This is a genomic window from Parasedimentitalea maritima, assembly GCF_005771405.1.
Classification (GTDB): Bacteria; Pseudomonadota; Alphaproteobacteria; order Rhodobacterales; family Rhodobacteraceae; genus Parasedimentitalea; species Parasedimentitalea maritima.
Genome location: NZ_VAUA01000003.1, coordinates 365,882 through 389,556, shown reverse-complemented (window position 1 = coordinate 389,556; position 23,675 = coordinate 365,882). Strand labels below are relative to the sequence as shown.

Below are 23,675 nucleotides of genomic sequence, written 5' to 3'. Positions count from 1 at the left end.
ACCCGCATGAGAGGTGGCAAGGACCAACACGGAACGACCATTAGGGAGGACACTATGTCAACTGGTTCCATAGGGACGCCGCAGCAACTGCGCGATCCCAATTATACGCCTGCGTTATCGCGGGCCATTCCGCTGGGCATTCAACATGTGCTGGCAATGTTTGTATCCAACGTCACGCCAGCCATCATCGTGGCGGGGGCGGCTGGATTTGGCTTTGGCTCCAACTCACCCGATTTTCCGGAACTGCTCTATATGATCCAGATGTCGATGCTGTTTGCCGGCGTTGCGACGCTGTTGCAGACGGTGACTGTTGGTCCTGTAGGCGCGGCGCTGCCGATTGTACAAGGCACCAGCTTTGCCTTCTTACCAATTATGATCCCGCTAGTGGCGGGCAAGGGCGTTGATGCGCTGGCGGCCCTGTATGGCGGTGTCATCATTGGCGGCATTTTCCATGCTGCTTTGGGAACGGTGATCGGCAAGATCCGCTTTGCCCTGCCACCACTGGTCACGGGGCTTGTGGTGCTGATGATTGGTCTGATGCTGGTCAAAGTTGGCATTCAATATGCGGCTGGTGGTGTCCCTGCCAAGATGTCAGGTGCGGCTGAGTATGGCTCGCTTTTGAACTGGTCTGCGGCGCTGGTGGTGATTGTTGTAACCCTTGGGCTCAAGTTCTTTACCCGTGGCATGTTGTCGATCTCAGCCGTGTTGCTGGGCCTGGCCGTCGGCTATGTTTATGCGCTGATGATGGGTATGGTCACCGTTGAAGCCATTGGGACCAGCTGGTCGCGTGCCTCCGCCTTTGCATTGCCAGTTCCATTCAAATACGGCTTTGAGCTGTCCATCGCTGCGATCTTGGGGTTCTGTCTGATGGCCTTTGTCTCGGCTGTTGAAACGGTTGGTGATGTCAGCGGTATCACCAAGGGGGGTGCCGGTCGTGAAGCAACCGACAAGGAAATCGAAGGGGCCACCTATGCCGACGGTATCGGTTCGGCAGTTGCTGGCCTGTTTGGTGCCATGCCCAACACTTCGTTTAGCCAGAACGTTGGCCTGATTGCTATGACCGGTGTGATGAGCCGCCACGTGGTGACAATTGGTGCGATTTTCCTCATCATTTGCGGGCTGATCCCAAAGGTGGGGGCCATCATCCGTACCATTCCAATTGAGGTGCTGGGCGGTGGTGTCATCGTGATGTTTGGCATGGTTGTTGCCGCAGGTATTTCGATGCTGTCAGACGTAAACTGGAACCGTCGCAACATGGTGATCTTTGCCATCTCGCTGTCGATTGGCCTCGGCCTGCAGTTAGAGCCGGGTGCTGTGCAGCACCTGCCAGATACGCTGCGCATCCTGATGACCTCGGGGCTGTTGCCTGCTGCGGCCCTGGCGATGGTATTGAACCTGCTCCTGCCTGAAGAGCTGGCAGATGAATCCACCGACGAGGTCTCTGGTGGTCATGCCGGCCATGGAGAGGGCAGCCTGCCGGGAGAGTAAGCTACAGGCGCGAGGGGGCAGCCCCTCGCGCTCTCACAAGTTGCTGATCGAATGTTTTTTTGGGCGTTGGGACGGTTGCAGCGTTTTGATGTAAGCTTACAAGGGGAGTGATGGGGAATCGTGTAGCGGAGAATTTGTTGGTGCGCATAGGGCGTCATTGGGTGAAAGAGCCGAGCTTAGCCGCCCGCTTTGCGTCTATTGTTGGTGCGGCCTGTCTTTGTAGTGCGATGTTTTGGCAGGCAGCGATTGCTAAGGGCCACAAGGATGGTTGCTCTATCAAGTTCTTTGCAGAAACAGCGGAAATCATAAGCGTGTTTCGCAAAATTGGGATGCTGTCGAATACTCTGCTACATGCGCAGTCTCAGGCTCTTATCGAAATGCAGTCTGGTCTTGTGCTTGGGATCGACGATGGCGGTTTTTTCGGGCCAACCGGAACACTTAGTAAATCGACAGGCAAAGCCCAATCCGACCTTAGGAACCTGACATTTGTGGTCAAACGGTTAGCGCTTGATGCAGATGCCGCCAGCCGTCTTTCCAATGCGTTTGCGGAAGTGGAAGGGCTGGTAACAGCAGGGTTCGAAATGACAGGGCAGCTTGAAAAAGATCAACTTGCAGAGGCCGTGCGCATCTACGCTCAGAAATCGCTTCCACAGTACAAGCAAGTATTTTCAACAGTTTACACTGAGGTTTCAGGGCGCGAACGCGAGCTATCTCTATTGGCGGCTAAGTGTAGATAGCATTTATTCCGCTGCCATTCGCCGCGCCACATCCAGCATCCGGGCGGAAAATCCCCATTCGTTATCATACCACCCAAACACCCGGACCTGACGATCCCCCACCATTCGGGTCTCGGGGGCAGCGATAACCAGTGATTCCGGTCGTGCACGCAGGTCTGATGACACCAGTGGCATTTCTGTCCAACCCAACACAGGTGAGTTGGCAACGCCCTCTTTCAGGGCAGCGACAAATCTATCCTCAGCGAAGGGTTGTGACAGCTGAGCGACCAGATCAACAGCTGAGACAGAGGCCGACGGGACCCGCACTGCTGCACCGCTGATCCGGCCTGCCAGATGCGGCAGAACCTGGTCAATCAGATCTGTTGCTGAAGAGGTTGTAGGCACCATGGACTGAGCACCACCGCGGGAACGGGCAAAGTCACCACGCGGTGCGTCGACCATGGGCTGGCTATTGGTATAGCAGTGAATGGTGGTCATATGGGCGGTATCAATACCCGCGATTTGATTTATCAGATTGACCAGCGGGGCCAGCCCATTGGTCGTACAGGATGCGTTTGACACAATCCGGGCGCCTTTCAGCGCCTCGTCATTGGCGCCCAGAACCACGGTTTGCTCGGCAGCGGGCGAGGGACCTGAGATCAACACCTTACCTGCCCCCGCTGCCAGACCACGCTCGGCCACGTCAGAGGTTCGGGCAATGCCGGTACATTCTAACACTACATCAACACCAGATAGGTCTGCCTGCGTCAGGTCAGCATGGTGGCTCATCGGGATAGAGTGACCCAAAACGTTCAGCGTGCTGTCGCCCACCTCAACGGGTGCAGGGAAGGGCCCAAAGGTGCTGTCGTACTGAAACAGATAGGCGCACATCTCTTGTGTCGCGATATCGTTAATCAGTACCACTTCAATGCCTGCACCTCGTGGAGAGGTCAGGATTTGGCGCAGAATTGCGCGGCCGATGCGGCCGAATCCGTTGATTGCAATCTTCATGACGTAGCTATGGCAGGGGTTGTGGTGCGGCTCAATCCACTTTGGCGGTGAATTTGATCACATTTTGTGAACGGCGCAATCCAGCTCACAACTGGGTCGCGCCGTTTTGCCCAAGCTGGATTAATTTGGGCAGATCATTTGGGCAGAGTAAGAGCCGTCGATCGACTGTACTAAGGTGTCAATGTTGGCGCTGCATCCGGTGGCGGCCTTAAAAGCGCGCACAGCCTGACGGGATCCAATCATCGCTGGTGGGCGAAAGGGAATAAGTTCCACATTCAACCGTTCTGCACGGTAACGTCCTGGTGCGTCCTCGACAGCAGTCACCACCCAATTGCGGCCCAGCACTGTGACCTGTTTGCCAGGGGCCTCTTTGGCCTGTGCCAGAGGCGTCAGTGCCAAGCCCAGTGTCGCGGCTAGGGTCAGGTGTTTTAACATGGCAAATCTCCGGCTTAAATGTTTGCCCCAACCCTAGCGTTTGCGCCGTCACATGCAATGGTGATCAGCCCGTTGGTTTCAACCCAGCGGCATGTGACGGTTGACGTCTTTGTACAGCAGATAGCGGAACCGGCCCGGCCCGCCCGCATAACAGGCCTGCGGGCAGAAAGCGCGCAGCCACATAAAATCGCCGGCTTCCACTTCGACCCAGTCCTGGTTCAGCTTGTAGACGGCCTTGCCTTCAAGCACGAAAAGTCCGTGTTCCATCACGTGGGTTTCAAGGAACGGGATCACGCCGCCGGGTTCAAAAGTCACCACTGTGACGTGCATGTCGTGACTCATGTCTTCAGGATCCATGAACCGGGTTGTGGCCCAGCGGCCTTCGGTATCGGGCATCACATTTGGGGCGATGTCCTGTTCGTTGACCACATAGGCCTTGGGCTTTTGAACGCCCGGTGCAGATTTCCACTGTTTGCGAATCCAGTGGAATGAAGCATTGGCAGTGCTTGTGTTATGGATTGTCCAATTGCCGCCAGCGGGCAGGTAGGCAAAGCAGCCCGGTGTCAATGCATGGGCTGATCCGTCGATGGTCAGCTCAAGATCACCTTCAGTGACAAACAACCCGGCCTGCGCGGTTTCATCGCTCTCGGGGGCGTCTGATCCGCCACCAGGTTGCAGCTCGACGATGTACTGAGAAAATGTCTCGGCAAAGCCGCTAAGAGGGCGGGCAATCACCCACATCCGCATTCCATTCCAGCCGGGCAGAAATGAGGTCACGATATCGCGCATGGTGCCTTTGGGGATCACCGCATAGGCGTCAGTGAACATTGCGCGATCGGTCAGCAGTTGCTCTTGCCCCGGATGGCCCCCGTGGGGAGTGTGATAGGTGGGCGACGCCATGTGCGGATCCTTTCTCTATGATTGGCGCAACTATGCGAGTGTCGCCGACCGGCTGAAAGATGGCCTAATGAAATAGCATTCTTCGCAAATATTTGAATATCGCGCGGTGGGCTTTGGACAATCCCGCGGGAGAGGTGTAACGCTGGAGAGAGCTGCGTTGGTGGCATCGCTGAATTGAGGGATATTTATGAAAAAGCTTCTTTGTGCTTGCGCTGTTCTGGTCACCGTTGGGGCCGTTGTCCAAGCAAAACCATTGTCGCGTATTTTGGCCGAAAGTGGTCTTAGTAGTGAAGATTTTGACCTGATGGGGCAATATGCTGCCGGGCTGTACGAACGCGGTACGCCCAAAGCGGGGGCCTCGGTCCAATGGAGCAATAGCGAGTCAGGTGCGGCAGGCACTGTGCGGCTTCAGGAAGCCAGTGGTAATTGTGTTTTGCTACGCCATGAGGCGACGGCGGGTGGCAAAGACAAGCCAATACTCATCCATACTCGTCGCTGCAAAAATGCTGATGGGATCTGGGTGCTGCAGCCATGAGGAAGACGCTATAACCCCGCGACAGCGCCAGCCTGGCGGAGTTCAGCAGCGCAGAGCTGTAGTTCCCGTAGGATTTTCTCGGGTTGGTGCTGCGCATTCAGACCTCGCGGGGCTGAACTTCCCACCACGACAGGTGTGTCGCCCGGGCGTGAGACCACAACAGCATATCCAATGATGCCAACTTCAAATTCACTGTCGGTGACGACAAGCCCGTTGCGGCGGGCCTGTGAAATCCGCTCAAGGATGGTGCCGGGATTTTGGATTGATTGTTCCGTATGACTGGGAATTTCGGCGCTGTGTATTATTTTTTCGACCTGCTCCTGGGGCAGGCAGGCGAGTAGCATCCGGCCTAGGCTGGTGTGGATCAGTGGGATACGCGCGCCCGGCGTAAAGCCGTAGGTTACAGGCCCGTGGTCTACCGTTGATTGCGCCAGCAGTAGCACCTGACCATGGTCCAGCATTGCCAATGTCATCTCAGCCCCCAGACTGGTGGCATGGTGATCCAATAGGGGTTGCACATGGCGGCCAAATTGATTGGCTTGCAGAAAGCCCCCGGCCAGTTCCAGCACTCTTGGGGTCAGCGACAACATGCGGCCGTCTTGACGCAGATATCCCGCCTGAACCAATGTGAGCGCGCCGCGCCGTGCAGTCGCCCGGTCCTGACCTGTGCGACGGGCAATCTCTGCCAGGCTCATGCTGGGGGTTTGGGCGTCGAACACAGCCAACACGGCCAAGCCTTTGGCAAAGCTGGACGAAATGTTACGGTCCTGCACAGTGTTTGGCATCTTTAACCTCATTGGACTGTCCGGTCTTGACAGAACGGAGTGGCTCTTGCAATTTGATCGTATAGGCAGCGATTAGTTCGTTATGCGAACTAAGTCAAGGCTAAGCTTTCCGATTTGCCAGCGAACAGGAGCCCGCAATGATCAGCCAAGAGATGAACGATAGTCTCACCAGAGTGGGCAAGGGCAGTGATGCCGGCGAGGTCCTGCGACGATATTGGCAACCAGCCGCGCTGTTGGATGAATTGGATCAAAAGCGCCCAGTGGTGCCCGTTAAGCTGCTTGGCGAAGACCTGGTTCTGTTTCGCGACAGTTCTGGCGAGCTGGGATTGATCGGTCGACACTGTCCGCATCGCGGCGCTGACATGTGCTTTGGTCGGCTAGAGGACAATGGGCTGCGCTGTCCGTTCCACGGCTGGCATTTTGACCGCACTGGGCAGTGTGTTGAACAACCGGGTGAGCCTGAGGGCAGCCGGATGCACGAGAAGATCCAGTCCACCTCTTATCCGGTGGTGGAAAAGAACGGTATCATATGGGCCTATATGGGGCCGGGTGAGCCACCTGCCTTTCCGAACTTTGATTGCTTCCGTGCGCCAGGTACGCATGTCTTTGCCTTTAAGGGCTTGTGGAAGTGTAATTGGTTGCAGGCACTTGAGGTGGGCATCGATCCGGCCCATGCCTCGTTCCTGCACCGGTTTTTGCAAGATGAAGATCCGGCCGACAGTTATGGTAAGCAATTCCGCGACAATGCTGCAGATACAAATATCCCAATCACCAAGGTGTTGCGCGACTATCCACGACCCGAAATTCAGGTCGATGAGACTGATTACGGGTTAAAGCTGACCGCATTGCGCCACCTCGATGGCGGACAGACCCATGTTCGGGTGACCAACCAGATATTCCCACAGGCAATCTGTATCCCAATGTCGCGTGAAATGACCATCACCCAGTGGCATGTGCCGATTGACGACGAAAACTGCTATTGGTTCTCGATGTTCACCAGCTACACCGACCCGGTCGACAAAGAGCTGATGCGCGAACAGCGACTGCAAGAACACAGCCTGCCGGATTATGCACCACTGAAAGGCGCCCATAACAATTATGGTTATGATGCTGCTGAGCAGGAAAGCGAAACCTATACGGGCATGGGTTTGGACATCAACGTGCATGACCAGTGGGCGGTTGAAAGCATGGGCGCTATACAGGATCGAACGCAAGAACATCTGGGCAAGACAGATGTGGCGATCGTCCGCAATCGTCGGATGCTGCGCGCGGCCATCGCGGCCGTCAAAGAAGATCGTGACGACGCGTTGCTGATGCGAAAGGGGCTGGACCTTTCCACCCTGTTTGGCCCAGTCTCCAACGATGCCATTGCCAAGGATGGTGACTGGACCAAGGCCACTGCGGAGTCCGACGCTGCGCGGCGTGATGCCTGCCCTTGGGATGCGTCTGTCTAGGGCATGTTACTGCGGGAGGATGCGCATCATGCGTGAGACATTTAAGGCGGGCAAGCTGGCCCAAATGGGGCTGTTGTCAGCTGAAGATGGAGCGAGGGCTGCCGATCTGGTGGCGCAGGTACAGTCTGACGGTATTGAAACAGTTCGGGTGCTGTTTGTTGATCAGCATGGTATTTTGCGCGGTAAGACCATCGTTGCCAGTGCCTTTGCTTCGGTGTTTAGCGCCGGTATCGCTGTACCCTCCACATTATTGTTGAAGGATACCTCACATCGGACAGCCTTTGATGTGTGGTCACACAACAGTGGCATTCAGGCGGGTCCGATGCAGGGGGCCAATGACGTGTTGCTGGTGCCGTGCCCAGAAACGTTTCGGGTGTTGCCCTGGTCGCCGCATTCCGCATGGATTTTTTGTGATGTCGTGTTTCGGGATGGACGCCCGATCCCGTTTAGTGCGCGCCATGTGCTGCGACGTGCGATGGACCGGTTGGCCGATCAGAACATGGCCGCTGTGATTGGGTTGGAAGTTGAGTTTCACATCTTTGAGCGCACGGATACTGCCACGAACCACAGTCAGTCTGAAATGCCTGGCGCCCCGGTTGAGACCCGCAATCTGGCGCAGGGCTATCAGTTTCTGACCGAAAACCGATATGGCGAGCTGGAAGGCATTCTGGACGTTCTGCGACGCTACGCCCAGGGGCTGGGGCTGGCCGTACGGTCGGTTGAGATCGAAATGGGTCCCAGCCAGGTTGAATTTACCTTTGACCCAGCTGACCCGATGACCCAGGCGGATGCGCTGGTGATGTTCCGCACTATGGTGAAACAGGTCTGCGCGGCGAAGGGGTTGCACGCCAGCTTTATGGCCAAGCCAAGGTTGGAAAACACCATGGCCAATGGCTGGCACATTCACCAGTCACTGCTGGATGTGAACAGCGGTCGTAATCTTTTCATGCCGGATGAAGGTGGCGGGTTGACCCCGCAGGCCAGTGGCTGGATCGCCGGGTTGCTGACCCACGCCGCTGCTGCTTCGGTGCTGATCGCACCCAGCGTCAACAGCTATAAACGCTACCTGCCGTTTCAACTGGCACCGAACAAAATTCAATGGGGCGAAGACAACCGGGGCGCCATGCTGCGGGCCCTGCTGCAGGAGGGGGACGGCGCAAGCCGGATTGAAAACCGCGCCCCTGATACCTCCGCCAACCCCTATTACGCGTTGGCAGCGCAGTTGATTGCCGGCGGGGAAGGCATTTCCAATGGTCGGGTGGCACCTGCTCCGACGCAATCCCCCTATGAGGGCGAAGGTGAACAGCTGCCGCGCTCATTAGGGGATGCCCTACAGGCGTTTGAGGCCTCTTCGCTGTTCCGGCGGGCCCTGGGAAGTGATTTTTCGGACTATCTACTGCATCTCAAACGGTTTGAGTGGAACCGCTATTTGAACACCGTCAGCGAATGGGAGCAGACGGAGTATTTCAACTTATACTGAGCCTTAGTGCTGCGATGTTGCTTGAACGGATGTGGTGGGATTGATAGATTGTCGGCAACGTATACTCCTTAGGTCCAAAGGAAACCAAAGATGAAATTCACCGAAGAACATGAATGGTTGTTGCCCGAAGACGATCTGATTGTGGTTGGCATCACCTCACATGCTGCCGAGCAGCTGGGCGATGTTGTGTTCATCGAACTGCCCGAAGCGGGCATGGAAGTGACAAAAGACGAAGAAGTAGTGGTGATTGAATCGGTCAAAGCCGCGTCTGATATTCTGTCGCCTTTGGATGGTGAGATTGTTGAAGTCAACGAAAGCCTGGCCGACACACCCGGTCTGGTTAACGAAGACGCCCAAGGTGGTGCATGGTTCTTTAAGATCAAGGCATCAGACCTGTCGGTGATGGATGATTACATGGATGAAGCTGAGTATCAGAAGTTTATCGGCTGAGAGTAATCTCCTTATTTGATCTAGAATATTGTGGCGGGCCCAACAGGGCCCGCCGCTTTGGGTTTTGGACCTTTTTGTAAAAGGGCCCTGGCCTCCGGCGGGGATACTTTTGGCTAGATGAAGAGATCCGCTGAGCAAGGATTGTCGACGTTTGACGCGGTTACGTTTCGTCACTCTGGTAGACAGGCTGAGGTGGCTGAGACATGGTTCCCCATACGCAGAGCGGTTGTTGGGAAGGTCGAGGCTGATGGACATGAATTTTGGAATGCGGCAAGAGATACGCACCCTGTTGGATCGGGTCACTGCGATGATCCGTGATGAGATTATGCCGCTGGAGGATGATTATCACGCTGAGATCGGCAAAGGAGACCGATGGACCTATACGGAGCGTCAGGCTGAGATTCTGGAAGGGTTGAAAGCCAAAGCCAAGGCGGCGGGTCTGTGGAATTTCTGGTTGACTGACAGCGACAAAGGTTTTGGTTTGAACACGGTGGAATACGCTTATTTTGCCGAACAGATGGGCAAGACTCCCTTGGCGGCTGAAGTGTTCAACTGCGCCGCCCCCGACACCGGCAACATGGACGTGTTCGAGCGTTATGGAAGTGCGGCCATGAAAGAGCGCTGGCTCGCGCCGTTATTGGCTGGCGAGATCCGCTCGGCCTATCTGATGACCGAGCCGGATGTGGCCAGCTCAGACGCGACCAATGTGGCGATGTCCTGTGTGCGCGACGGCGATGACTATGTTCTGAATGGCGAAAAGTGGTGGGCCAGTGGGGCTGGGGACCCCCGCTGTAAGGTTTACATCGTGATGGTGCGGACCGCCGGTGAAGAAAAGCCCAAACATCAGCGACAATCGATGATTGTGGTGGCAGCGGATACGCCGGGGATTGAAGTGCTGCGGCCCATGCAGGTCTATGGCAGTGATGATGCGCCACATGGCCATATGCATATCCGGTTTACAAATGTTCGGGTGCCAGCCGAGAATATCCTGTTGGGTGAAGGGCGCGGGTTTGAAATTGCCCAAGGGCGTCTTGGACCTGGCCGTATCCACCACTGTATGCGGGCGGTGGGGCAGGCGGAAATTGCGCTTGAACAGATGTGCCGACGGTCGCTGGAGCGCGAGGCTTTTGGCAAAAAGCTGGCTCAGCTGGGCGCCAATTACGACATCATCGCCGAGTGCCGGATGGAGATCGAAATGGCGCGGCTGCTGTGCCTGAAGGCGGCCTGGTACATGGATCAGGGGGATGCCCGTGCGGCGGCACCGTGGATCAGCCAAATCAAGGTTGTGGCCCCACGGGTGGCGCTGAAAGTGATCGACGAGGCCGTGCAAATGTTTGGCGGGCAAGGGATTTCCCAAGACACTCCGCTGGCGCAGGCCTGGACCCATGTGCGCACCCTGCGGCTGGCAGATGGGCCAGATGCGGTGCATCGGCGTCAGGTGGCGCGGGTTGAGCTGAAGAAGTACACGCAAGAAAGGATGTAGGTGGTGCGCCTAGCCTGCTTTGATCCAGACTCAGGGTCGGATTGTGGTGCGTTCAGCGTTTGTCTTTGGCAACCTTGGCCACCTCTTGCGAGATCACCTTACGGATCAGCTTGTCATAATTCTTGATCTGGGTATCGACCAGTTTCACGTGCCGTTTTTCCATCTCCGAGATTAGTTTCTTTAGCTCGGTGATCTTCTTTTCGAGTGTGGTGTCGTGGTCGTCGACGTATTTGCGCGCACGGACCAGAGCCAGCCTGTTTTCTTCCGCTTCGTGGGCGTTGGCCTTGACCTGAGACCCGATCCCTTGAACCGCTGTGTCGACATATTTTCGCGCGCGGATCAGGGCCTGGCGGTTGCCTTCGGTGTCTTGGGTGTTTGCCTTGATTTGTGAGTCATTGGTTTTTAGATGACTGTCGATTTCGGTGAATTTTTTCACGAGGGTTTGTACGTTCTGCGCCGACTGATCTGCCTGACTTTCAATCTTGGCCGCGCGTTTTGCATCTTCTTGTTTGTTGGCCTTCAGCTTGGCTTCTAGCGTCTTCTCGATGCTCTGGACTTTTCTCTCGAGGGTTTGGATGTCATCGGGCATTGTATCACCTTTGGTTGCGATCCCATGTGATGTTGGCTGGCATTTGCCAGCCTGTCTCTCCAGTTTTCGAGATAGCGGGACTCTGCGCAAAGGCAATTTGAATTGGGCGCAATAGCGACCCTAACCTAGTTTTTCTTAAACAGGATTGTAAAAACCGAAAAGCTAAGCTGTGCGGGAAAGATAATGCTTCAGGTCTGAGTTAGAGAAATACCAATGTGAAATGTGGCTCACATTATCATGTAAATAGCCAAAAAAGCTCTCTGGGGATGAGAGGTTCAAATAGTAAAGAGCCAGTTCCTCGCCAACTGTGCCGTCTTCGTATTGCACGAAGTGGCGTTCGTTGAAGTTCTCGGGGCGAATGGTAACATTCATAAACCTCTCGGTGAGATAGACACCATCAGAGGCGTCCTGCGGAAAATCTTCAAGGAGAGCTTGTTTTTCAGATGTATCGCCAGCGTGTTCAGACGGGACTATGGGATATAGCCACAGATGCCCAATACCATTCTCGGCCAATTCGATACTTTTAAAGATGGCTGTTGTGCGTCTTTCATTCAGAGCGAGATTTATCGCCTTTGTCCACTGTGCCTTGTAGTCGTCACACGAGTAATCGCTAAGATCCGAGCAGAAGGTTTCCACGGTGCTGCCCAAAGAAATGGACCCTTTAGCTCTATCATCGATTGCATCATCAATGAATGAAATCGCAAATGTCATGTAAACACGTCCTCAGGATATCCAACCCGCGCCAAATAAAGCCCATGACCAGGACAGACTGGGCCACAGGCCGCGCGTTCCCGGGCGGCCAGTGCATCGCCAACGTCTTGGGGGGACCAGGAACCAGCGCCAACCCGTTCCAGGGTGCCGACAAAGCTGCGCACCTGGTTGTGTAGAAAGCTCCGGGCGCGGACGTGAAAGTGGATTTCCGGGCCCGAAAATCCATTAACGCGCTCAACCCGCAATTCATCCAGCGTTTTGACCGGGCTTTCGGCCTGACAGATGGTCGAGCGGAACGTGGTGAAGTCGTGGCGACCAAGCAACATGTCAGCGCCAGCCTGCATGGCCTCCACATCCAGATCATGTTTCAAATGCCAGACTTGGCCTTCGTCATGGGTGGGTTGTGCTCGACGTGTCAGGATGCGGAACAGATATTGCCGCTCCAGCGCCGAGAACCGTGCGTGCCAGTCATCCGCCACCTGAACACAGGCAACAATGGCCACAGGGGCGGGTTTTAAGTGATAATTCAATGCCTCGGACAAGCGAAAGGGATCCCAATTGCGCGTCAGATCACAATGCGCCACCTGACCGACAGCATGTACGCCTGCGTCGGTACGACCGGCAGCAGCAATGGTGTGGGGGCCAGGCTCCAGACGTGCCAATGCCGTCTCGATCGCGCCCTGCACCGAGGGCTGATCTTTCTGGCGCTGCCATCCGGCGAAAGGTGCACCTTGGTATTCGACTTTTAAAGCAAAACGAGGCATGGCGGGGCAAGTACCGCGCTATGTTAGCTCGCACAAGTCTTGTCTTTGCACACCCGATTAGGGTGGTAACCAAGGTTTAGCATGACTATCTTAGCGGGTAAGTATTTGGATAAGGTGCAGATTTGGTGATTTCTTCATTGGCCGACGGGATTGCACGTGGTGTTGAGAGCATCGGCGATTCCGTGTCTGAACGGTTTTTTGAACCCACCATCCGGCTGGGTGTAACTGGTCTGGCACGTTCTGGCAAAACTGTGTTCATCACATCTCTGGTAGCAAATCTGTTGGATCGGGGCCGTATGGTGCAACTGGCAGCAGCGCGGGATGGCCGGATTAATGCGGCTTTCTTGCAGCCTCAGCCAGACGATACTGTGCCGCGGTTTGATTATGAGACACATCTGGCAGCACTGACCGGGCCTGCGCCACAGTGGCCAGACAGCACACGGGCAATTTCCGAATTGCGGTTGAGCCTGCGGTTGGCGCCGTCGGGGCTTTTGTCTGGGTTGCAGGGGCCGAGGACGGTCCATATCGACATTGTTGACTATCCGGGTGAATGGCTGCTTGATCTGGCGCTGCTGGATAAAAGCTATGACGCCTGGTCGGCAGAGGTGCTTGAGCGAATTCGGAAACGGGGCTCTGCGCGTGACTTTCTGAAACGGGCAAAATCCGTCGATGCCACCGCAGCACATGACGAAGACACCGCACAGCAACTGGCCAAGGCATTTACGGATTACCTGAATGCGGCACGTGTGGATGGCTATTACGATTGTACGCCGGGGCGGTTTTTGCTGCCCGGGGATCTGGCGGGCTCACCGGTGTTGACCTTTGCGCCAATTCCCTTTTCTGCCGCGTCACAGCGTGGTTCAATCCACCGCGAGATGCAGCGCCGCTATGAGGCCTATAAGCGCAAGGTCGTAACACCATTCTTCCGCGATCACTTTGCCCGAATTGATCGGCAGGTCGTTCTGGTGGATGCCCTCACCGCGATCCATTCCGGGCCACGCGCATTAGAAGATTTGCGGCATGCGATGGGCGATATCTTAAGTGCATTCAGGCCGGGCGGTAATGCGCTATTGTCACGATTGTTGCGCGGTAAGCGTGTTGAAAAAATTCTGTTCGCAGCCACCAAGGCGGATCATCTGCACCACACGCAGCACCCGCAAATGACATCTATCATCAAGGCCTTGACCCGTGAGGCACAAGATCGGGCTCAGTTTTCCGGGGCTCAGACATCGGCCCTTGCGCTGGCTTCGCTACGCGCTACAACAGAGGAAATTCGCAACCATAGTGGGGCTGATCTGCCCTGCGTTCGCGGTACTTTGTTGGACAGCGGAAAACAGGCAGCTTTTTACCCCGGAACATTGCCGGACGATCCCGGCGAACTTTTGGGCGCGGCGCGTACCGGCGCCAGGGACTGGTTGAGCGGAGAGTATCAGGCAATGGCGTTTGCCCCGGCAAAAATAAAGATGAAACCAGGCTATGGGCCACCTCATATCCGGCTGGACCGGGCGGCTGAATTTCTGATCGGAGATCGGTTATGACCGTGCATATCCGCGCGGCAATTGCCGATGATGCACAGGCCGCCGGGGAAATCGTGCATCAGTTTCAGCAGGGCACCAATTGGATGCCAAACCTGTACACGCTGGACGAAGTGACCAAACTTTGCCGCACCATGATTGATCGTGGGTGGGTTACTGTGGCAGAGGTTCAGGGGCAAATGGTTGGTTTTTTGGCACGCGACAGGAGTGAAGTCTGTTCGCTTTATCTGGCGGATGATGCCCGGGGGCAGGGCTTTGGCCGGGCGTTGCTAGAGGAAGCCAAGGAGGTCAGCCCAGAATTGGTGTTGCGAACTTTCGAAGCAAATGAGGCCGCGCGGCGGTTCTACCATCGACAGGGGTTTATTGAAATCGGGCGCGGTGACGGCACGAACAACGATGAAGGCCTGCCGGATATTTTCTTACAATGGGCACAGGGGAACTGGCATGAGCAATAAGCCGGTTGTATTTGACCTCGAAGAAAATGACCTTCTGCCAGATGTTGCTGCCGCGCAAGCGGTGCCCGAACTGACGTCGGAGCCGCAAACTGCCGCACTGCAACAAGCGGCCAAAATGGTGGCGGGCAAGCCGTCCCGGCTGTCCCGTTGGTTTTGGAGTGTCATTGCGGCGCTGGTTGGCGCTGTCATTTCAGTTGCCGCTTGGGATTTTGCCAGCGATTTGATTTTGCGGATACCGATACTGGGCTGGGCGGTGACGGTTGCCTTGGCGGTGGCTCTGGGGCTGGCCCTGTTTATGGGGTTGCGTGAACTGGCTGCGCTGGCGCGATTGCGCCGGGTGGACGGGCTGCGCCGGGGCGCGGATAAGGCGCAGGGCGATCTGGCCTTGGCCAATGCCTATGCTACCCGGATCGACCGTTTCTATTCCCATCGCGAGGAACTGTCCTGGGGACGGGCGCGGCTGGCGGAACGTCGGCAGGACCTGATGGACGCCGATGCCGTGTTACATCTGACCGAGGCAGAATTGTTGGTGCCCTTAGATGCTATGGCGCTGCGTGAGGTCGAAGCCGCCGCGCGGCAGGTTGCCATGGTGACTGCCCTGGTGCCGCTGGCGCTGGCGGATGTGGTGACGGCGCTGGTGTCGTCGATGCGGATGATCCGGAAGGTGGCCGAGATCTATGGCGGGCGCGGTGGGTTCTTCAGCTCTTGGAGGCTCACCCGTGCCGTGCTGTCACATCTGGTGGCAACAGGGGCCGTTGCGGTGGGCGATGATTTGCTGGAGCCGGTCCTGGGCGGGTCCGTTTTGTCAAAACTGTCGCGCCGGTTTGGCGAGGGGCTGGTCAATGGTGCTCTGACGGCCCGCGTTGGCATCGCCGCGATGGATGTCTGTCGGCCGATGCCTTTCTCGCAGGAGCGCAAACCCAAGGTGCGCGCTGTTGTGAAACGGGCACTGACGGGCTTGTTTTCCAAAGCATCGCAATAACAGGTTATAGGCTAAAGCCCTGCCTAAACTTTGAGCTTCACTGCTAGAACAGTTTTGGGGGCTCATCTTTTGGTTGGCGCATAGAGACAATTCCGGCGCGAAACCCCTCGCCAATGCGGTCAGCCAGAACGCCCCAACTGCTGGCGGTTGGCTCTGGCAGTTCTGCCTTCAAAACCTGATGGAATAGCCCCAGCCACAGTGGAAAATGCTCTGCTTTTACATCCGGGCGCGAGAGATGTACCCGCATTGGATTGCCATTGTAGCTCTTCTCGCGCAGGATCGCATTACGCCAGAACCGGGCGATTTTGTCTTCATGCTCGGGCCAGTCAGCGTCCTCTAGATGGGCACCAAATACAGGGCCCAGATCCGGATGACGGCGAATATGTGCGTAGAACACCGTCACCACGCGGTCGATTTCACTCGCGGTGATGTCAAATCGTTTCAGTGGGTTGTCCAAAGTGGTTTCGGGCATGGGCAGGCCTGTATGTGATATTTGTTTGGCCATAGATAGGGATCGGCATGACCAAGGAAAAGAGACAAACCGCCGCGCGGGTCCTGGTGCTGGGGGGCTATGGGTTTATTGGCACCTCTGTTGTTCGGGCATTGCGCAGCAGCGGATGCGAGGTTTGCGCCGCAGGGCGCGATGATCAACTGGCTGCGCGGGTGTTGCCGGGGGTTGACTTCGTCCGGGCCGATTTACGCCACTTGCAGGCCGTCAGTGATTGGCAGGACCTGTTGGTTGGGTTTGACACAGTGGTGAATTGTGCCGGTGTGTTGCAGGACAGCCCGGACGATGATCTGTCTGCCGTCCATCACAGTGCGGTTGCAGCCATGGCACAGGCGGCTGAGCAGTTAGGGGTTGGCGTGGTGCAGGTCTCGGCGGTGGGGGCGGCGAAGACTGCTGCGACCGAATTTCTGCGCAGCAAAGGGCGCGGTGATGCAGAGCTGATCCAGTCAGGCGCCAAAGTCTGGATCTTACGACCGGGACTGGTGATCGGGCAGGGGGCCTATGGGGGAACCGGGCTGTTGCGGATGTTGGCGGCTATTCCTTGGGTGCAGCCCCTGGCGTTGGGGCAGGCGCCGGTGCAGTCGGTGGCACTGGCTGATCTGGCGCAGGTGGTCGAGGCCGCCGTTGTTGGTGACCTTCCCCCGGGGGAATATGATCTGGTTGAGGACAACGCGCAGACCCTGAAAGAGGTGGTGGCTGAAACCCGCAATTGGTTGGGTTTTGCCCCGGCGCGGGTCACTTTGCCAGTTCCGACTTGGCTCGCGAAATTGGTAGGGCGAGTGGCGGATCAACTGGGGCGGCTTGGATGGCGGGCCCCACTGCGGTCGACTGCTTTGCAGGTTTTGGAACAGGGAATTAGTGGTGATCCGCTGCCCTATCGCCGGGCCACCGGGCAGGTTTTGCAACCGTTGGGGCAGATCTATGCAGGACTGAGCGCCGGGCAAGAGCAACGTTTGGCAGCGCGTATGGCCCTGATGATGCCACTTTCGGTGGCGGTATTGTCCTTGTTCTGGCTGTTGTCCGGACTGGTTGGCCTTTGGCAAATTGGCAGTGCAGCTGCGGTCTTGACGGATGTTGGTTGGCCACAATGGGCCGCGGTGTCCTCGGTTGCGCTATGGTCGCTGGTTGATCTGTCGCTGGGCGCGGCCATTCTGTGGCGTCGCTGGGCGGCGTCAGCCTGTCTGGCAATGGCAGCGGTGTCGGTGTTCTATTTGACGGCGTCCACGGTGTTTGTGCCATCCCTATGGGCAGATCCACTGGGGCCACTGGTCAAGGTGCTGCCGACACTGGTGCTGGCCCTGATCACACATCAGTTGGTGCAGTCGCGTTGATAGAGTTGGATCTGATCCTGCGCTGGCTGCATGTCATCGGCGCCTGCGTGTTGCTTGGGACCGGTGCGGGCATTGCCTTTTTCATGTTGATGGCACATCGCAGCCGGCAACCGGCAATCATTGCCCATACCGCCGGTGTTGTTGTGTTCGCGGATTTGGTGTTCACCACCAGTGCTGTAGTGGTGCAACCCGTGACCGGAGCAGTGCTGGCCTGGCGGTTGGGGTGGGACTGGAACGAGGGCTGGTTGTTGCTGTCACTGATGCTGTACGTGTTGGTTGGGCTGTTCTGGTTGCCGGTGGTCTGGATCCAGATCCGCCTGCGCGGTCTGGCGCGGCAGGCGGAGCAAGCACAGATTCCTTTGCCAGCCGAATATTTCCGCCTGTTTGCAATTTGGTTTGCCTGTGGCATCCCGGCTTTTGTGGCGGTGTTGGTCATCTTGTGGCTGATGCTGGCGCGCCCGGATTTGGCACTGGGGTATTAATCGTGGAGGACCTGGGGTGGAGCATGAGCGGGGTTAGGGGCGCTGCCCCTCTTGGCCTATCGGCCAATTCACCCTGGGATACTTTTGGCTAGATGAAGCTGTTCTGACGGGCTAGCTGGAGAGCGGGTCAATCTGAGCCTCGCCCGAGCGGGCATAGGCCAATGGACCAAAATCGGATGGTTGTTCAATATGGCTGAACATGTTCAAAAATAGTGACCGCATTGCATGGCTGATCAGGTGGAGGGCCTTGGGCCCTGGGTGGTAGGTTTCGAAGTCGAGGCCGCCGATGTTGATGACGGAATGCCCGTCAAGGCAGAGATGGAACATTTCCACTGGCGTTGGAGGTGCAGTTTCAACAATGTTCATGCCGTCATGAAATTCTTCGACTGAGGTCAGGAGTGGCGCATCACTGGAAGGGGTGCGCAGGTGTGGCGGCGTGCGCAGCAGGCGCGCTGCAGGTCCGGCCATGACGCAGGACATCGGCTTCTGCATGCCAAAACAGTCGCCCATGAAGCTGGTCAATTTGTGGCTGCGGCCACGATTATCGGGGCGTCCGGGGATCAGGCTGGTGCAGCCCTTCCACATCAATGTTTTGGCGCCGCCGCCATGGGTGATGATGCGATCACCCGGCAGCAGATCTTCGACTGCAATTGGGCCGGTTTCGGTTGTCACCAAAGAGCCGCGTGTAAAGGCACAAAAAGCGGATTCAAATAGGGGCAAGGCAGGGGCGATGTGACGGGTTTCAGCAACGTTGCCGTTGGGTAGTAAGCTGGCGACCTCATACCGACGCAGCTGCGGCCGGTTGGCAGCGCGCAGAGCTGCAGGATCCTGCAGAATGGCTGCAGTTTCGACTGAGTTGTTCGCTGCACGTTGCAGCGAGTGGGGGATGGTCATGGCAGAAGGACCTCTCTCATTCGCGTCACTGGATCGGCCCCCACCGATAACCCAAAAACACATGATGATTGTCTATATGGTGGCAATAATGGGGGCATTTGCTTCTAATTGTCAAAAAATCAAGGCGATTATAGTTAACCCGCATCCAATGTTTGCAGGCCGTGCAGACTGTTTCCAGTTCCGCCAACAGTATTGCCACAATGTCCTAAAAAATAATGAGTGCGGGGTCCGCCGTGGGTTTGAGGCAGACCCCAGGTCCCGCTCCGCGATGGGCAGCTGTCGAAGCGGGGCCCCGGCGCAAATGGCGCTGGGGTAAGGGCGGGTGTTCAGGCGCGCTTGGCGGTTGGAGCCTCCGTGGCCTGAGTGTTGTTCTGTGCATTTCGGCGCCGGGCAATCGAAGCGCGACGGGCAGAGCCGCGTGTCCAGGGCATGATGATATCCTGGGTTTTGGCACTGGTGACTATCGAGTTCAAAAAGCGGGTTTTGGCCGTCATTGTTTTCCTCCTGCCGGGCAAGATCGGTACCCTTTGCTGTGATGGCTTAGTTATGGAGGTCCAATGCGCCGGCAATATGGCTGTTCGGGGGAATTTGATTTAATTTCGCCCAATTGATTTACGTGCATGCAAAGGGGACAGGAGAACGTCTAAATATCAGAAGAAAATACGTATTTCGAAACGTGGCTGAGAAGCGCAGTTGTTTCTGAGCAGTGACACATAGAAATTGTGGCAACAGTTCTACGATTTCGCCGCAATTGTTCTGGTTCGCTGACTTATAGTCGGATGCAAGAGATCAATCGACCGTAGTCAGCTTCTTTGGCGTGGGTCGTGCGCCGGTAAGAATAGAACCGATCTGGGTCGCTGTAGGTGCAGTGGCGGATCCATTCTGCAGTCCCGATGCCAGCTTGACGTAACTTTTGCAGGCCCAGCCCGGGTAGGTCGAACATATATCTACCTCCCTCGCCATTGGCAAAAAAGCGGGCGTTGTCGGGGTCCTGCATCATGAAATCGTCAAAGAAATCCGGCCCGACCTCATAAGCGCGCTGCGAGATGGCCGGCCCAATGACTGCTACGGTATCGTTACGGTTGGCGCCCAGCGCCTCCATGGCCTCTAGCGTGGCTTCCAGTACGCCGTCCAGCGCCCCGCGCCAGCCCGCATGGGCCGCGCCAATTACACCAGCCTGTGGGTCTGCAAACAACACAGGCTGGCAATCGGCGGTTAGGATGGACAATGCGATGCCTGGCACATTGGTCACCATGGCGTCGCCTTTGGGGCGCTCATCACTAGGTTTGGTGACAGTCACCACATCCGGGGAGTGGACCTGATGCACCCCGGCCAGAGACTGCAGGTCAACTTGCATTGCCTCGGCCACACGGGTGCGGTTCATCCGAACGGCTTCGCTTTGGTCCGATGATCCGGTGCCGCAGTTGAGCCCTTGGAAGATGCCGGATGAGGCCCCGCCATGGCGGGTAAAAAAGCCATGCCGAATGGGGGTGAGCAATTCAGAAGTGAGAATTTCCAGCGTCATGCGTTTAATCCCGGTGGAGGCGTGGTCTGGTCTGGGTAAAGACCCAGCACCTTGAACAGGTTTCCCATTTCTTCCGGGTGCGTCAACCTCTGATGTGCGGCAATGAGGTTGTCCAATGCTGGACCGTTTAGCTGCTTCGCCAAAGTCTGGGCGCGGGTGGTGATGCCAAGGCGCTCCAGAAATACGCCCTGTGGTGTCACGCGACTATAGGCACAGCCTGCGGTCTGGGCCACCTGGGCTAGGGCTTCAAAATCCACATGCGCCGTCAGGTCCGCCTGTCCGGGATCATCGAGGGTGTCGGTGGACTTATGGCTGCGCAAGGCCTGTAAGGTATCCCCTAATGCGCGCCAGTCACCGTAGTCGACAATCAGTGCTGCGCCCCCGTGCGTAGAAATGCGCTGGGCAACAGTGGCCAGTATCGGGGCAGCGGCTTCACAAATTTCGACCAGATCGCCATCTTGGGTGTCATGCTGGCGATGATCCAGTGCGGGTTGCGGGGTCGAGGGGCCTAGGCCAAAGGCAAGTTGTCCCTGTTGCAGCCCGACCCGCTTTTCGCGCCATCCATCCCCGTCACGCAAGAACTGGCGGATAGGAAGCGCATCAAAGAATTCATTGGCCACCAACCATAGGGGCGTGTCTGCAAGTGATGATACGGTGTCCTCCCACTGGACGGTATACCCGGCCAGCGCCTGTTGTTGGGCTGCCTGCAATGTGGGCGAGGCCTCGACCAGCACAATCTGCGCGGCAGCGTGAAAGCCGGGAACCGATTTGGTGGCGCGCAACAGATCTGCCATCAGTGTGCCGCGGCCGGGGCCAAGTTCGGCGAGGGTGAACGGCGCTGGAGATCCCTGATCCAGCCAGCTTTGTGCCAGTGACAGGCCCAGCAGTTCGCCAAACATCTGGCTGATTTCGGGTGCAGTGATAAAATCGCCCGCTGCGCCCAGTGGATCACGGGTGGTGTAATAGCCGTATTTCGGGTTCAGCAGGCATTCATTCATATAATCGGCCACTGACATTGGCCCATCCGCGTCAATGCGCGCAATCAGGTGGTCGCGCAGGCTCATGCCAGGCTCTCGGTTTTGGTGCGGGCGCGCTGAACGAAATACAGCCCCAGAATGATCATCGGCAGGGACAGCATCTGCCCCTGGGTGATGCCAAACCCGTCGATCTGCCAGGCTAGCCCCAGCGGGTTTCCGGGTGAGATGAAATGCGCGTCTGGCTGGCGAACAAATTCAACTATGAAACGCGCTGCACCGTAGCCAGCTAGAAATGTGCCAAGCACCAAGCCCGGCTTTTGAAATGCGCCGCGCCGATAGACCAGCCACAACAAGACGGCGCCGAGCACCAATCCCTCGAGCAGGGCTTCATACAATTGTGAAGGGTGACGGGCGCAGAGCTCTCCGACGGCTTGGCTGCAATCCTGTGCAGCGTGGCCCGGAAAGGCGACGCCCCAGGGCAGGGTGGTCGCGCGCCCCCAAAGTTCAGCGTTGACGAAATTTGACAGCCGCCCCAACAGCAACCCACCGGCAACTGTATGGGCCACGAGATCAGCCATGGCCAACTTGTCGATGTTGTGACGCGCCGCATACAGCCAGCTGGCCACAACCACCCCGATCAAACCGCCATGGAAGGCCATGCCACCCTCCCAAACTTTCAGGATCTGTGTGGGGTTGGATAGGTAATAGCTGGGTTGATAAAACAACACAAAGCCAAGTCGACCACCCAGAATGACGCCAAGAATGATCCAGGTCAGCAGATCTTCGACTTGCTCGGGACGCATCGGTGGGGTTTGGTTCGGCCATAGGGCAGGGCGCTTTAGGGCCGCTACGGCCAGCCTCCAGGCTATGACAATGCCTGTGATATAGGCCAGTGCGTACCAGCGCAGGGCGAACTCCATGCCTCCAATGGAAATCGAGAAAATCTCGGGCGAAAGGTCGGGGAATTGGATCATTGCCTGCATGTGGAACTGAATGCCTGTGCTGTTGATGCAAAGTCAACGTCTTGCCGTTGACCAATTGCTTGCCCATATAGGGAGAAAGCCAGACATGGAGAAGATGATGCAGAGCCGAAATAAGATCATGGACGATATTTCACAGCTTATGACGAACGCTATGGGCGTGGCCCAAGGCGCTAAGGATGAAGCAGAAACTGCGATGAAGAGCCTGATGGACCGCTGGTTGGCAGATCGCGACCTTGTGACCCGCGAAGAGTTCGACGCTGTCCGTGCGATGGCCCAAAAGGCGCGCGAAGAAAATGAAGCCCTGAATGCTCGCTTGGCGGCGCTTGAAGCCAACAAAGACTGAACGCCCCGCCTATGCGAACCGGTGCAACGTTGGACACTGGTCTGGGCTAAGAAATGGGTGATCCCGTGTTGGATGGGGTCACAATCCAAATGACATTGGACAAGCTGAGGTGCTGAGACCTGCCTGATGGTCCCGATATAGAATGGCCTGTATCTTGCGGTGATATGCCATTCATCCACAACTTATTGCAGTTATCCCCAAAATAAGGGTTGCCAGAGTGCGCCTTGAACTCCACCATATCTAGTATGGATACGGGGAATAACCCCGGTCAATTGTGCAATCAGCTAGCAACTGTGGACCTTTGGACCCGCATAGCTAGAGATAAAGTGAGGTGGCACCATGACCCTTTCCGAGCATCCTCTGGAAGACGAAATTCATCCAATCGACATCGTCGAACATATTGCGGCTGACCGTGATTGGGAATTTGACCGCATTGGCGACGATCAGATCGCCATGGCGGTTGAGGCGCAATGGCGCACTTACTCGCTGACCCTGGCATGGTCAGGCTATGACGAAACCCTGCGTATGGTGTGCAGCTTTGAAATGGAGCCGCCTGAAGGCAAGGTGCCCAAGCTGTACGAACTGATCAACCGGATGAACGACCAGTGTTGGGCCGGCGCCTTTACCTATTGGCCAGAGCAAAAACTGATGGTCTATCGCTATGGGCTGGTACTGACCGGGGGGCAGGTGGCCGGTTCAGGTCAGATAGACGCCTTGATCAACACCGCCGTGAGCAGCGCCGAACGATACTACCCGGCCATCCAACTGATGGTTTGGGGGGATCGTTCCCCTGAAGAAGCAATGCAGGTGGCCATTGCAGAGGCCTATGGCCGCGCGTAACACTCTTCTCTGAAAGACG

The 23,675-nt window shown here is 56.7% G+C and carries 27 protein-coding genes; 14 read left to right on the top strand and 13 right to left on the bottom strand.

What is annotated here, in order from left to right; all coding sequences use genetic code 11:
* Window positions 1-54: 54 nt before the first annotated feature.
* Together FEE96_RS08190 and FEE96_RS08185 are read left to right on the top strand one after the other, a co-directional pair.
* Window positions 55-1,488: a uracil-xanthine permease family protein gene (locus FEE96_RS08190; protein ID WP_138162529.1), complete on the top strand. Its 1,434-nt coding sequence runs from the start codon at window positions 55-57 to the stop codon at window positions 1,486-1,488.
* A 110-nt stretch (window positions 1,489-1,598) separates the two neighbouring features.
* On the top strand, window positions 1,599-2,225 hold the full coding sequence (locus FEE96_RS08185; RefSeq protein ID WP_138162528.1) for a hypothetical protein: 627 nt from the start codon (window positions 1,599-1,601) through the stop codon (window positions 2,223-2,225).
* 3 nt (window positions 2,226-2,228) lie between these two features.
* Here the strand turns inward: FEE96_RS08185 and FEE96_RS08180 are convergent, their stop codons facing one another.
* The 3 genes from FEE96_RS08180 to FEE96_RS08170 all read right to left on the bottom strand — a co-directional run bounded on the left by FEE96_RS08180 (window position 2,229) and on the right by FEE96_RS08170 (window position 4,550).
* A complete protein-coding gene (locus FEE96_RS08180; protein ID WP_138162527.1) occupies window positions 2,229-3,215 on the bottom strand; it encodes a type I glyceraldehyde-3-phosphate dehydrogenase in 987 nt (328 codons plus the stop codon).
* Window positions 3,216-3,335: 120 nt separating this feature from the next.
* A complete protein-coding gene (locus FEE96_RS08175) occupies window positions 3,336-3,650 on the bottom strand; it encodes a hypothetical protein (RefSeq protein WP_138162526.1) in 315 nt (104 codons plus the stop codon).
* A gap of 78 nt (window positions 3,651-3,728) precedes the next feature.
* Window positions 3,729-4,550, bottom strand: coding sequence for a bifunctional allantoicase/(S)-ureidoglycine aminohydrolase (locus tag FEE96_RS08170; protein WP_138162525.1), 822 nt, complete (start codon window positions 4,548-4,550; stop codon window positions 3,729-3,731).
* 187 nt (window positions 4,551-4,737) lie between these two features.
* Here FEE96_RS08170 and FEE96_RS08165 point away from each other — a divergent pair, with 187 nt between their 5' ends.
* Window positions 4,738-5,085, top strand: a complete 348-nt coding sequence (locus tag FEE96_RS08165; RefSeq protein WP_138162524.1) for a hypothetical protein — start codon at window positions 4,738-4,740, stop codon at window positions 5,083-5,085.
* An 8-nt stretch (window positions 5,086-5,093) separates the two neighbouring features.
* Here FEE96_RS08165 and FEE96_RS08160 read toward each other — a convergent pair whose 3' ends face one another.
* Entirely contained in the window at window positions 5,094-5,870 is a 777-nt protein-coding gene (locus FEE96_RS08160; protein WP_138162523.1) for an IclR family transcriptional regulator, read from the bottom strand.
* Between the two features lie 137 nt (window positions 5,871-6,007).
* Here FEE96_RS08160 and FEE96_RS08155 point away from each other — a divergent pair, with 137 nt between their 5' ends.
* The 4 genes from FEE96_RS08155 to FEE96_RS08140 all read left to right on the top strand — a co-directional run bounded on the left by FEE96_RS08155 (window position 6,008) and on the right by FEE96_RS08140 (window position 10,737).
* On the top strand, window positions 6,008-7,324 hold the full coding sequence (locus FEE96_RS08155) for an aromatic ring-hydroxylating dioxygenase subunit alpha (RefSeq protein WP_138162522.1): 1,317 nt from the start codon (window positions 6,008-6,010) through the stop codon (window positions 7,322-7,324).
* A 28-nt stretch (window positions 7,325-7,352) separates the two neighbouring features.
* Window positions 7,353-8,804 (top strand): glutamine synthetase family protein, encoded by a 1,452-nt coding sequence (locus FEE96_RS08150; RefSeq protein WP_138162521.1) that lies wholly within the window; start codon window positions 7,353-7,355, stop codon window positions 8,802-8,804.
* Between the two features lie 90 nt (window positions 8,805-8,894).
* The gene (gcvH, locus tag FEE96_RS08145; protein ID WP_138162520.1) at window positions 8,895-9,254 is read left to right on the top strand and encodes a glycine cleavage system protein GcvH; all 360 of its coding nucleotides are present in this window, start codon (window positions 8,895-8,897) and stop codon (window positions 9,252-9,254) included.
* A gap of 247 nt (window positions 9,255-9,501) precedes the next feature.
* Window positions 9,502-10,737, top strand: a complete 1,236-nt coding sequence (locus FEE96_RS08140; protein ID WP_138162519.1) for an acyl-CoA dehydrogenase family protein — start codon at window positions 9,502-9,504, stop codon at window positions 10,735-10,737.
* A gap of 52 nt (window positions 10,738-10,789) precedes the next feature.
* Here FEE96_RS08140 and FEE96_RS08135 read toward each other — a convergent pair whose 3' ends face one another.
* The 3 genes from FEE96_RS08135 to truA form a co-directional block, all read right to left on the bottom strand.
* Window positions 10,790-11,326 (bottom strand): hypothetical protein, encoded by a 537-nt coding sequence (locus tag FEE96_RS08135; protein ID WP_138162518.1) that lies wholly within the window; start codon window positions 11,324-11,326, stop codon window positions 10,790-10,792.
* A 162-nt stretch (window positions 11,327-11,488) separates the two neighbouring features.
* On the bottom strand, window positions 11,489-12,037 hold the full coding sequence (locus FEE96_RS08130) for a hypothetical protein (protein WP_138162517.1): 549 nt from the start codon (window positions 12,035-12,037) through the stop codon (window positions 11,489-11,491).
* Window positions 12,034-12,801: a tRNA pseudouridine(38-40) synthase TruA gene (gene truA / locus FEE96_RS08125; protein WP_138162516.1), complete on the bottom strand. Its 768-nt coding sequence runs from the start codon at window positions 12,799-12,801 to the stop codon at window positions 12,034-12,036. Before truA ends, FEE96_RS08130 begins: the two co-directional genes overlap by 4 nt.
* A gap of 122 nt (window positions 12,802-12,923) precedes the next feature.
* Between truA and FEE96_RS08120 the strand changes: the two genes are divergently transcribed.
* Genes FEE96_RS08120 through FEE96_RS08110 form a run of 3 tightly spaced genes read left to right on the top strand, consistent with a single transcriptional unit; the run spans window position 12,924 to window position 15,773 of the window.
* Window positions 12,924-14,339, top strand: a complete 1,416-nt coding sequence (locus FEE96_RS08120; protein ID WP_138162515.1) for a YcjX family GTP-binding protein — start codon at window positions 12,924-12,926, stop codon at window positions 14,337-14,339.
* Window positions 14,336-14,791: a GNAT family N-acetyltransferase gene (locus FEE96_RS08115; protein WP_138162514.1), complete on the top strand. Its 456-nt coding sequence runs from the start codon at window positions 14,336-14,338 to the stop codon at window positions 14,789-14,791. The genes FEE96_RS08120 and FEE96_RS08115 overlap by 4 nt, the downstream gene beginning before the upstream one ends.
* Complete coding sequence (locus FEE96_RS08110) at window positions 14,781-15,773, top strand: YcjF family protein (RefSeq protein ID WP_138162513.1); 993 nt, start codon at window positions 14,781-14,783, stop codon at window positions 15,771-15,773. The genes FEE96_RS08115 and FEE96_RS08110 overlap by 11 nt, the downstream gene beginning before the upstream one ends.
* 43 nt (window positions 15,774-15,816) lie before the next feature.
* Here the strand turns inward: FEE96_RS08110 and FEE96_RS08105 are convergent, their stop codons facing one another.
* Entirely contained in the window at window positions 15,817-16,245 is a 429-nt protein-coding gene (locus tag FEE96_RS08105) for a group III truncated hemoglobin (protein WP_138162512.1), read from the bottom strand.
* A gap of 47 nt (window positions 16,246-16,292) precedes the next feature.
* On the opposite strand from FEE96_RS08105, the gene FEE96_RS08100 reads away from it, so the two are divergent.
* Window positions 16,293-17,612, top strand: a complete 1,320-nt coding sequence (locus tag FEE96_RS08100) for an SDR family oxidoreductase (RefSeq protein WP_138162511.1) — start codon at window positions 16,293-16,295, stop codon at window positions 17,610-17,612.
* Window positions 17,612-18,094, top strand: coding sequence for a DUF2269 family protein (locus FEE96_RS08095; protein WP_171021658.1), 483 nt, complete (start codon window positions 17,612-17,614; stop codon window positions 18,092-18,094). Before FEE96_RS08100 ends, FEE96_RS08095 begins: the two co-directional genes overlap by 1 nt.
* A gap of 111 nt (window positions 18,095-18,205) precedes the next feature.
* On the opposite strand, the gene FEE96_RS08090 is transcribed toward FEE96_RS08095, so the two are convergent.
* The 5 genes from FEE96_RS08090 to lgt all read right to left on the bottom strand — a co-directional run bounded on the left by FEE96_RS08090 (window position 18,206) and on the right by lgt (window position 22,473).
* Window positions 18,206-18,988, bottom strand: a complete 783-nt coding sequence (locus tag FEE96_RS08090) for a Hint domain-containing protein (RefSeq protein WP_138162509.1) — start codon at window positions 18,986-18,988, stop codon at window positions 18,206-18,208.
* A gap of 326 nt (window positions 18,989-19,314) precedes the next feature.
* Window positions 19,315-19,482, bottom strand: coding sequence for a hypothetical protein (locus FEE96_RS23450; RefSeq protein WP_171021651.1), 168 nt, complete (start codon window positions 19,480-19,482; stop codon window positions 19,315-19,317).
* Between the two features lie 275 nt (window positions 19,483-19,757).
* Window positions 19,758-20,513 (bottom strand): peptidoglycan editing factor PgeF, encoded by a 756-nt coding sequence (gene pgeF / locus FEE96_RS08085; protein WP_138162508.1) that lies wholly within the window; start codon window positions 20,511-20,513, stop codon window positions 19,758-19,760.
* The gene (locus FEE96_RS08080) at window positions 20,510-21,577 is read right to left on the bottom strand and encodes a class I SAM-dependent methyltransferase (RefSeq protein WP_138162507.1); all 1,068 of its coding nucleotides are present in this window, start codon (window positions 21,575-21,577) and stop codon (window positions 20,510-20,512) included. The genes pgeF and FEE96_RS08080 overlap by 4 nt, the downstream gene beginning before the upstream one ends.
* Entirely contained in the window at window positions 21,574-22,473 is a 900-nt protein-coding gene (gene lgt / locus FEE96_RS08075) for a prolipoprotein diacylglyceryl transferase (RefSeq protein ID WP_138162506.1), read from the bottom strand. Before lgt ends, FEE96_RS08080 begins: the two co-directional genes overlap by 4 nt.
* 97 nt (window positions 22,474-22,570) lie before the next feature.
* Here lgt and FEE96_RS08070 point away from each other — a divergent pair, with 97 nt between their 5' ends.
* Both FEE96_RS08070 and FEE96_RS08065 read left to right on the top strand, forming a co-directional pair.
* Entirely contained in the window at window positions 22,571-22,816 is a 246-nt protein-coding gene (locus tag FEE96_RS08070; protein WP_138162617.1) for an accessory factor UbiK family protein, read from the top strand.
* 339 nt (window positions 22,817-23,155) lie between these two features.
* Complete coding sequence (locus FEE96_RS08065; protein ID WP_138162505.1) at window positions 23,156-23,656, top strand: type III secretion system chaperone family protein; 501 nt, start codon at window positions 23,156-23,158, stop codon at window positions 23,654-23,656.
* Window positions 23,657-23,675: the final 19 nt, after the last annotated feature.

Excerpts from the sequence above, each read along its gene's own strand:
- FEE96_RS08190 (WP_138162529.1), top strand. The coding sequence starts at position 55 with ATGTCAACTGGTTCCATAGGGACGCCGCAGCAACTGCGCGATCCCAAT.
- FEE96_RS08185 (WP_138162528.1), top strand. The coding sequence starts at position 1,599 with ATGGGGAATCGTGTAGCGGAGAATTTGTTGGTGCGCATAGGGCGTCAT.
- FEE96_RS08180 (WP_138162527.1), bottom strand. The coding sequence starts at position 3,215 with ATGAAGATTGCAATCAACGGATTCGGCCGCATCGGCCGCGCAATTCTG.
- FEE96_RS08175 (WP_138162526.1), bottom strand. The coding sequence starts at position 3,650 with ATGTTAAAACACCTGACCCTAGCCGCGACACTGGGCTTGGCACTGACG.
- FEE96_RS08170 (WP_138162525.1), bottom strand. The coding sequence starts at position 4,550 with ATGGCGTCGCCCACCTATCACACTCCCCACGGGGGCCATCCGGGGCAA.
- FEE96_RS08165 (WP_138162524.1), top strand. The coding sequence starts at position 4,738 with ATGAAAAAGCTTCTTTGTGCTTGCGCTGTTCTGGTCACCGTTGGGGCC.
- FEE96_RS08160 (WP_138162523.1), bottom strand. The coding sequence starts at position 5,870 with ATGCCAAACACTGTGCAGGACCGTAACATTTCGTCCAGCTTTGCCAAA.
- FEE96_RS08155 (WP_138162522.1), top strand. The coding sequence starts at position 6,008 with ATGATCAGCCAAGAGATGAACGATAGTCTCACCAGAGTGGGCAAGGGC.
- FEE96_RS08150 (WP_138162521.1), top strand. The coding sequence starts at position 7,353 with ATGCGTGAGACATTTAAGGCGGGCAAGCTGGCCCAAATGGGGCTGTTG.
- gcvH (WP_138162520.1), top strand. The coding sequence starts at position 8,895 with ATGAAATTCACCGAAGAACATGAATGGTTGTTGCCCGAAGACGATCTG.
- FEE96_RS08140 (WP_138162519.1), top strand. The coding sequence starts at position 9,502 with ATGGACATGAATTTTGGAATGCGGCAAGAGATACGCACCCTGTTGGAT.
- FEE96_RS08135 (WP_138162518.1), bottom strand. The coding sequence starts at position 11,326 with ATGCCCGATGACATCCAAACCCTCGAGAGAAAAGTCCAGAGCATCGAG.
- FEE96_RS08130 (WP_138162517.1), bottom strand. The coding sequence starts at position 12,037 with ATGACATTTGCGATTTCATTCATTGATGATGCAATCGATGATAGAGCT.
- truA (WP_138162516.1), bottom strand. The coding sequence starts at position 12,801 with ATGCCTCGTTTTGCTTTAAAAGTCGAATACCAAGGTGCACCTTTCGCC.
- FEE96_RS08115 (WP_138162514.1), top strand. The coding sequence starts at position 14,336 with ATGACCGTGCATATCCGCGCGGCAATTGCCGATGATGCACAGGCCGCC.
- FEE96_RS08110 (WP_138162513.1), top strand. The coding sequence starts at position 14,781 with ATGAGCAATAAGCCGGTTGTATTTGACCTCGAAGAAAATGACCTTCTG.
- FEE96_RS08105 (WP_138162512.1), bottom strand. The coding sequence starts at position 16,245 with ATGCCCGAAACCACTTTGGACAACCCACTGAAACGATTTGACATCACC.
- FEE96_RS08100 (WP_138162511.1), top strand. The coding sequence starts at position 16,293 with ATGACCAAGGAAAAGAGACAAACCGCCGCGCGGGTCCTGGTGCTGGGG.
- FEE96_RS08090 (WP_138162509.1), bottom strand. The coding sequence starts at position 18,988 with ATGACCATCCCCCACTCGCTGCAACGTGCAGCGAACAACTCAGTCGAA.
- FEE96_RS23450 (WP_171021651.1), bottom strand. The coding sequence starts at position 19,482 with ATGACGGCCAAAACCCGCTTTTTGAACTCGATAGTCACCAGTGCCAAA.
- pgeF (WP_138162508.1), bottom strand. The coding sequence starts at position 20,513 with ATGACGCTGGAAATTCTCACTTCTGAATTGCTCACCCCCATTCGGCAT.
- FEE96_RS08080 (WP_138162507.1), bottom strand. The coding sequence starts at position 21,577 with ATGAGCCTGCGCGACCACCTGATTGCGCGCATTGACGCGGATGGGCCA.
- lgt (WP_138162506.1), bottom strand. The coding sequence starts at position 22,473 with ATGCAGGCAATGATCCAATTCCCCGACCTTTCGCCCGAGATTTTCTCG.
- FEE96_RS08070 (WP_138162617.1), top strand. The coding sequence starts at position 22,571 with ATGCAGAGCCGAAATAAGATCATGGACGATATTTCACAGCTTATGACG.
- FEE96_RS08065 (WP_138162505.1), top strand. The coding sequence starts at position 23,156 with ATGACCCTTTCCGAGCATCCTCTGGAAGACGAAATTCATCCAATCGAC.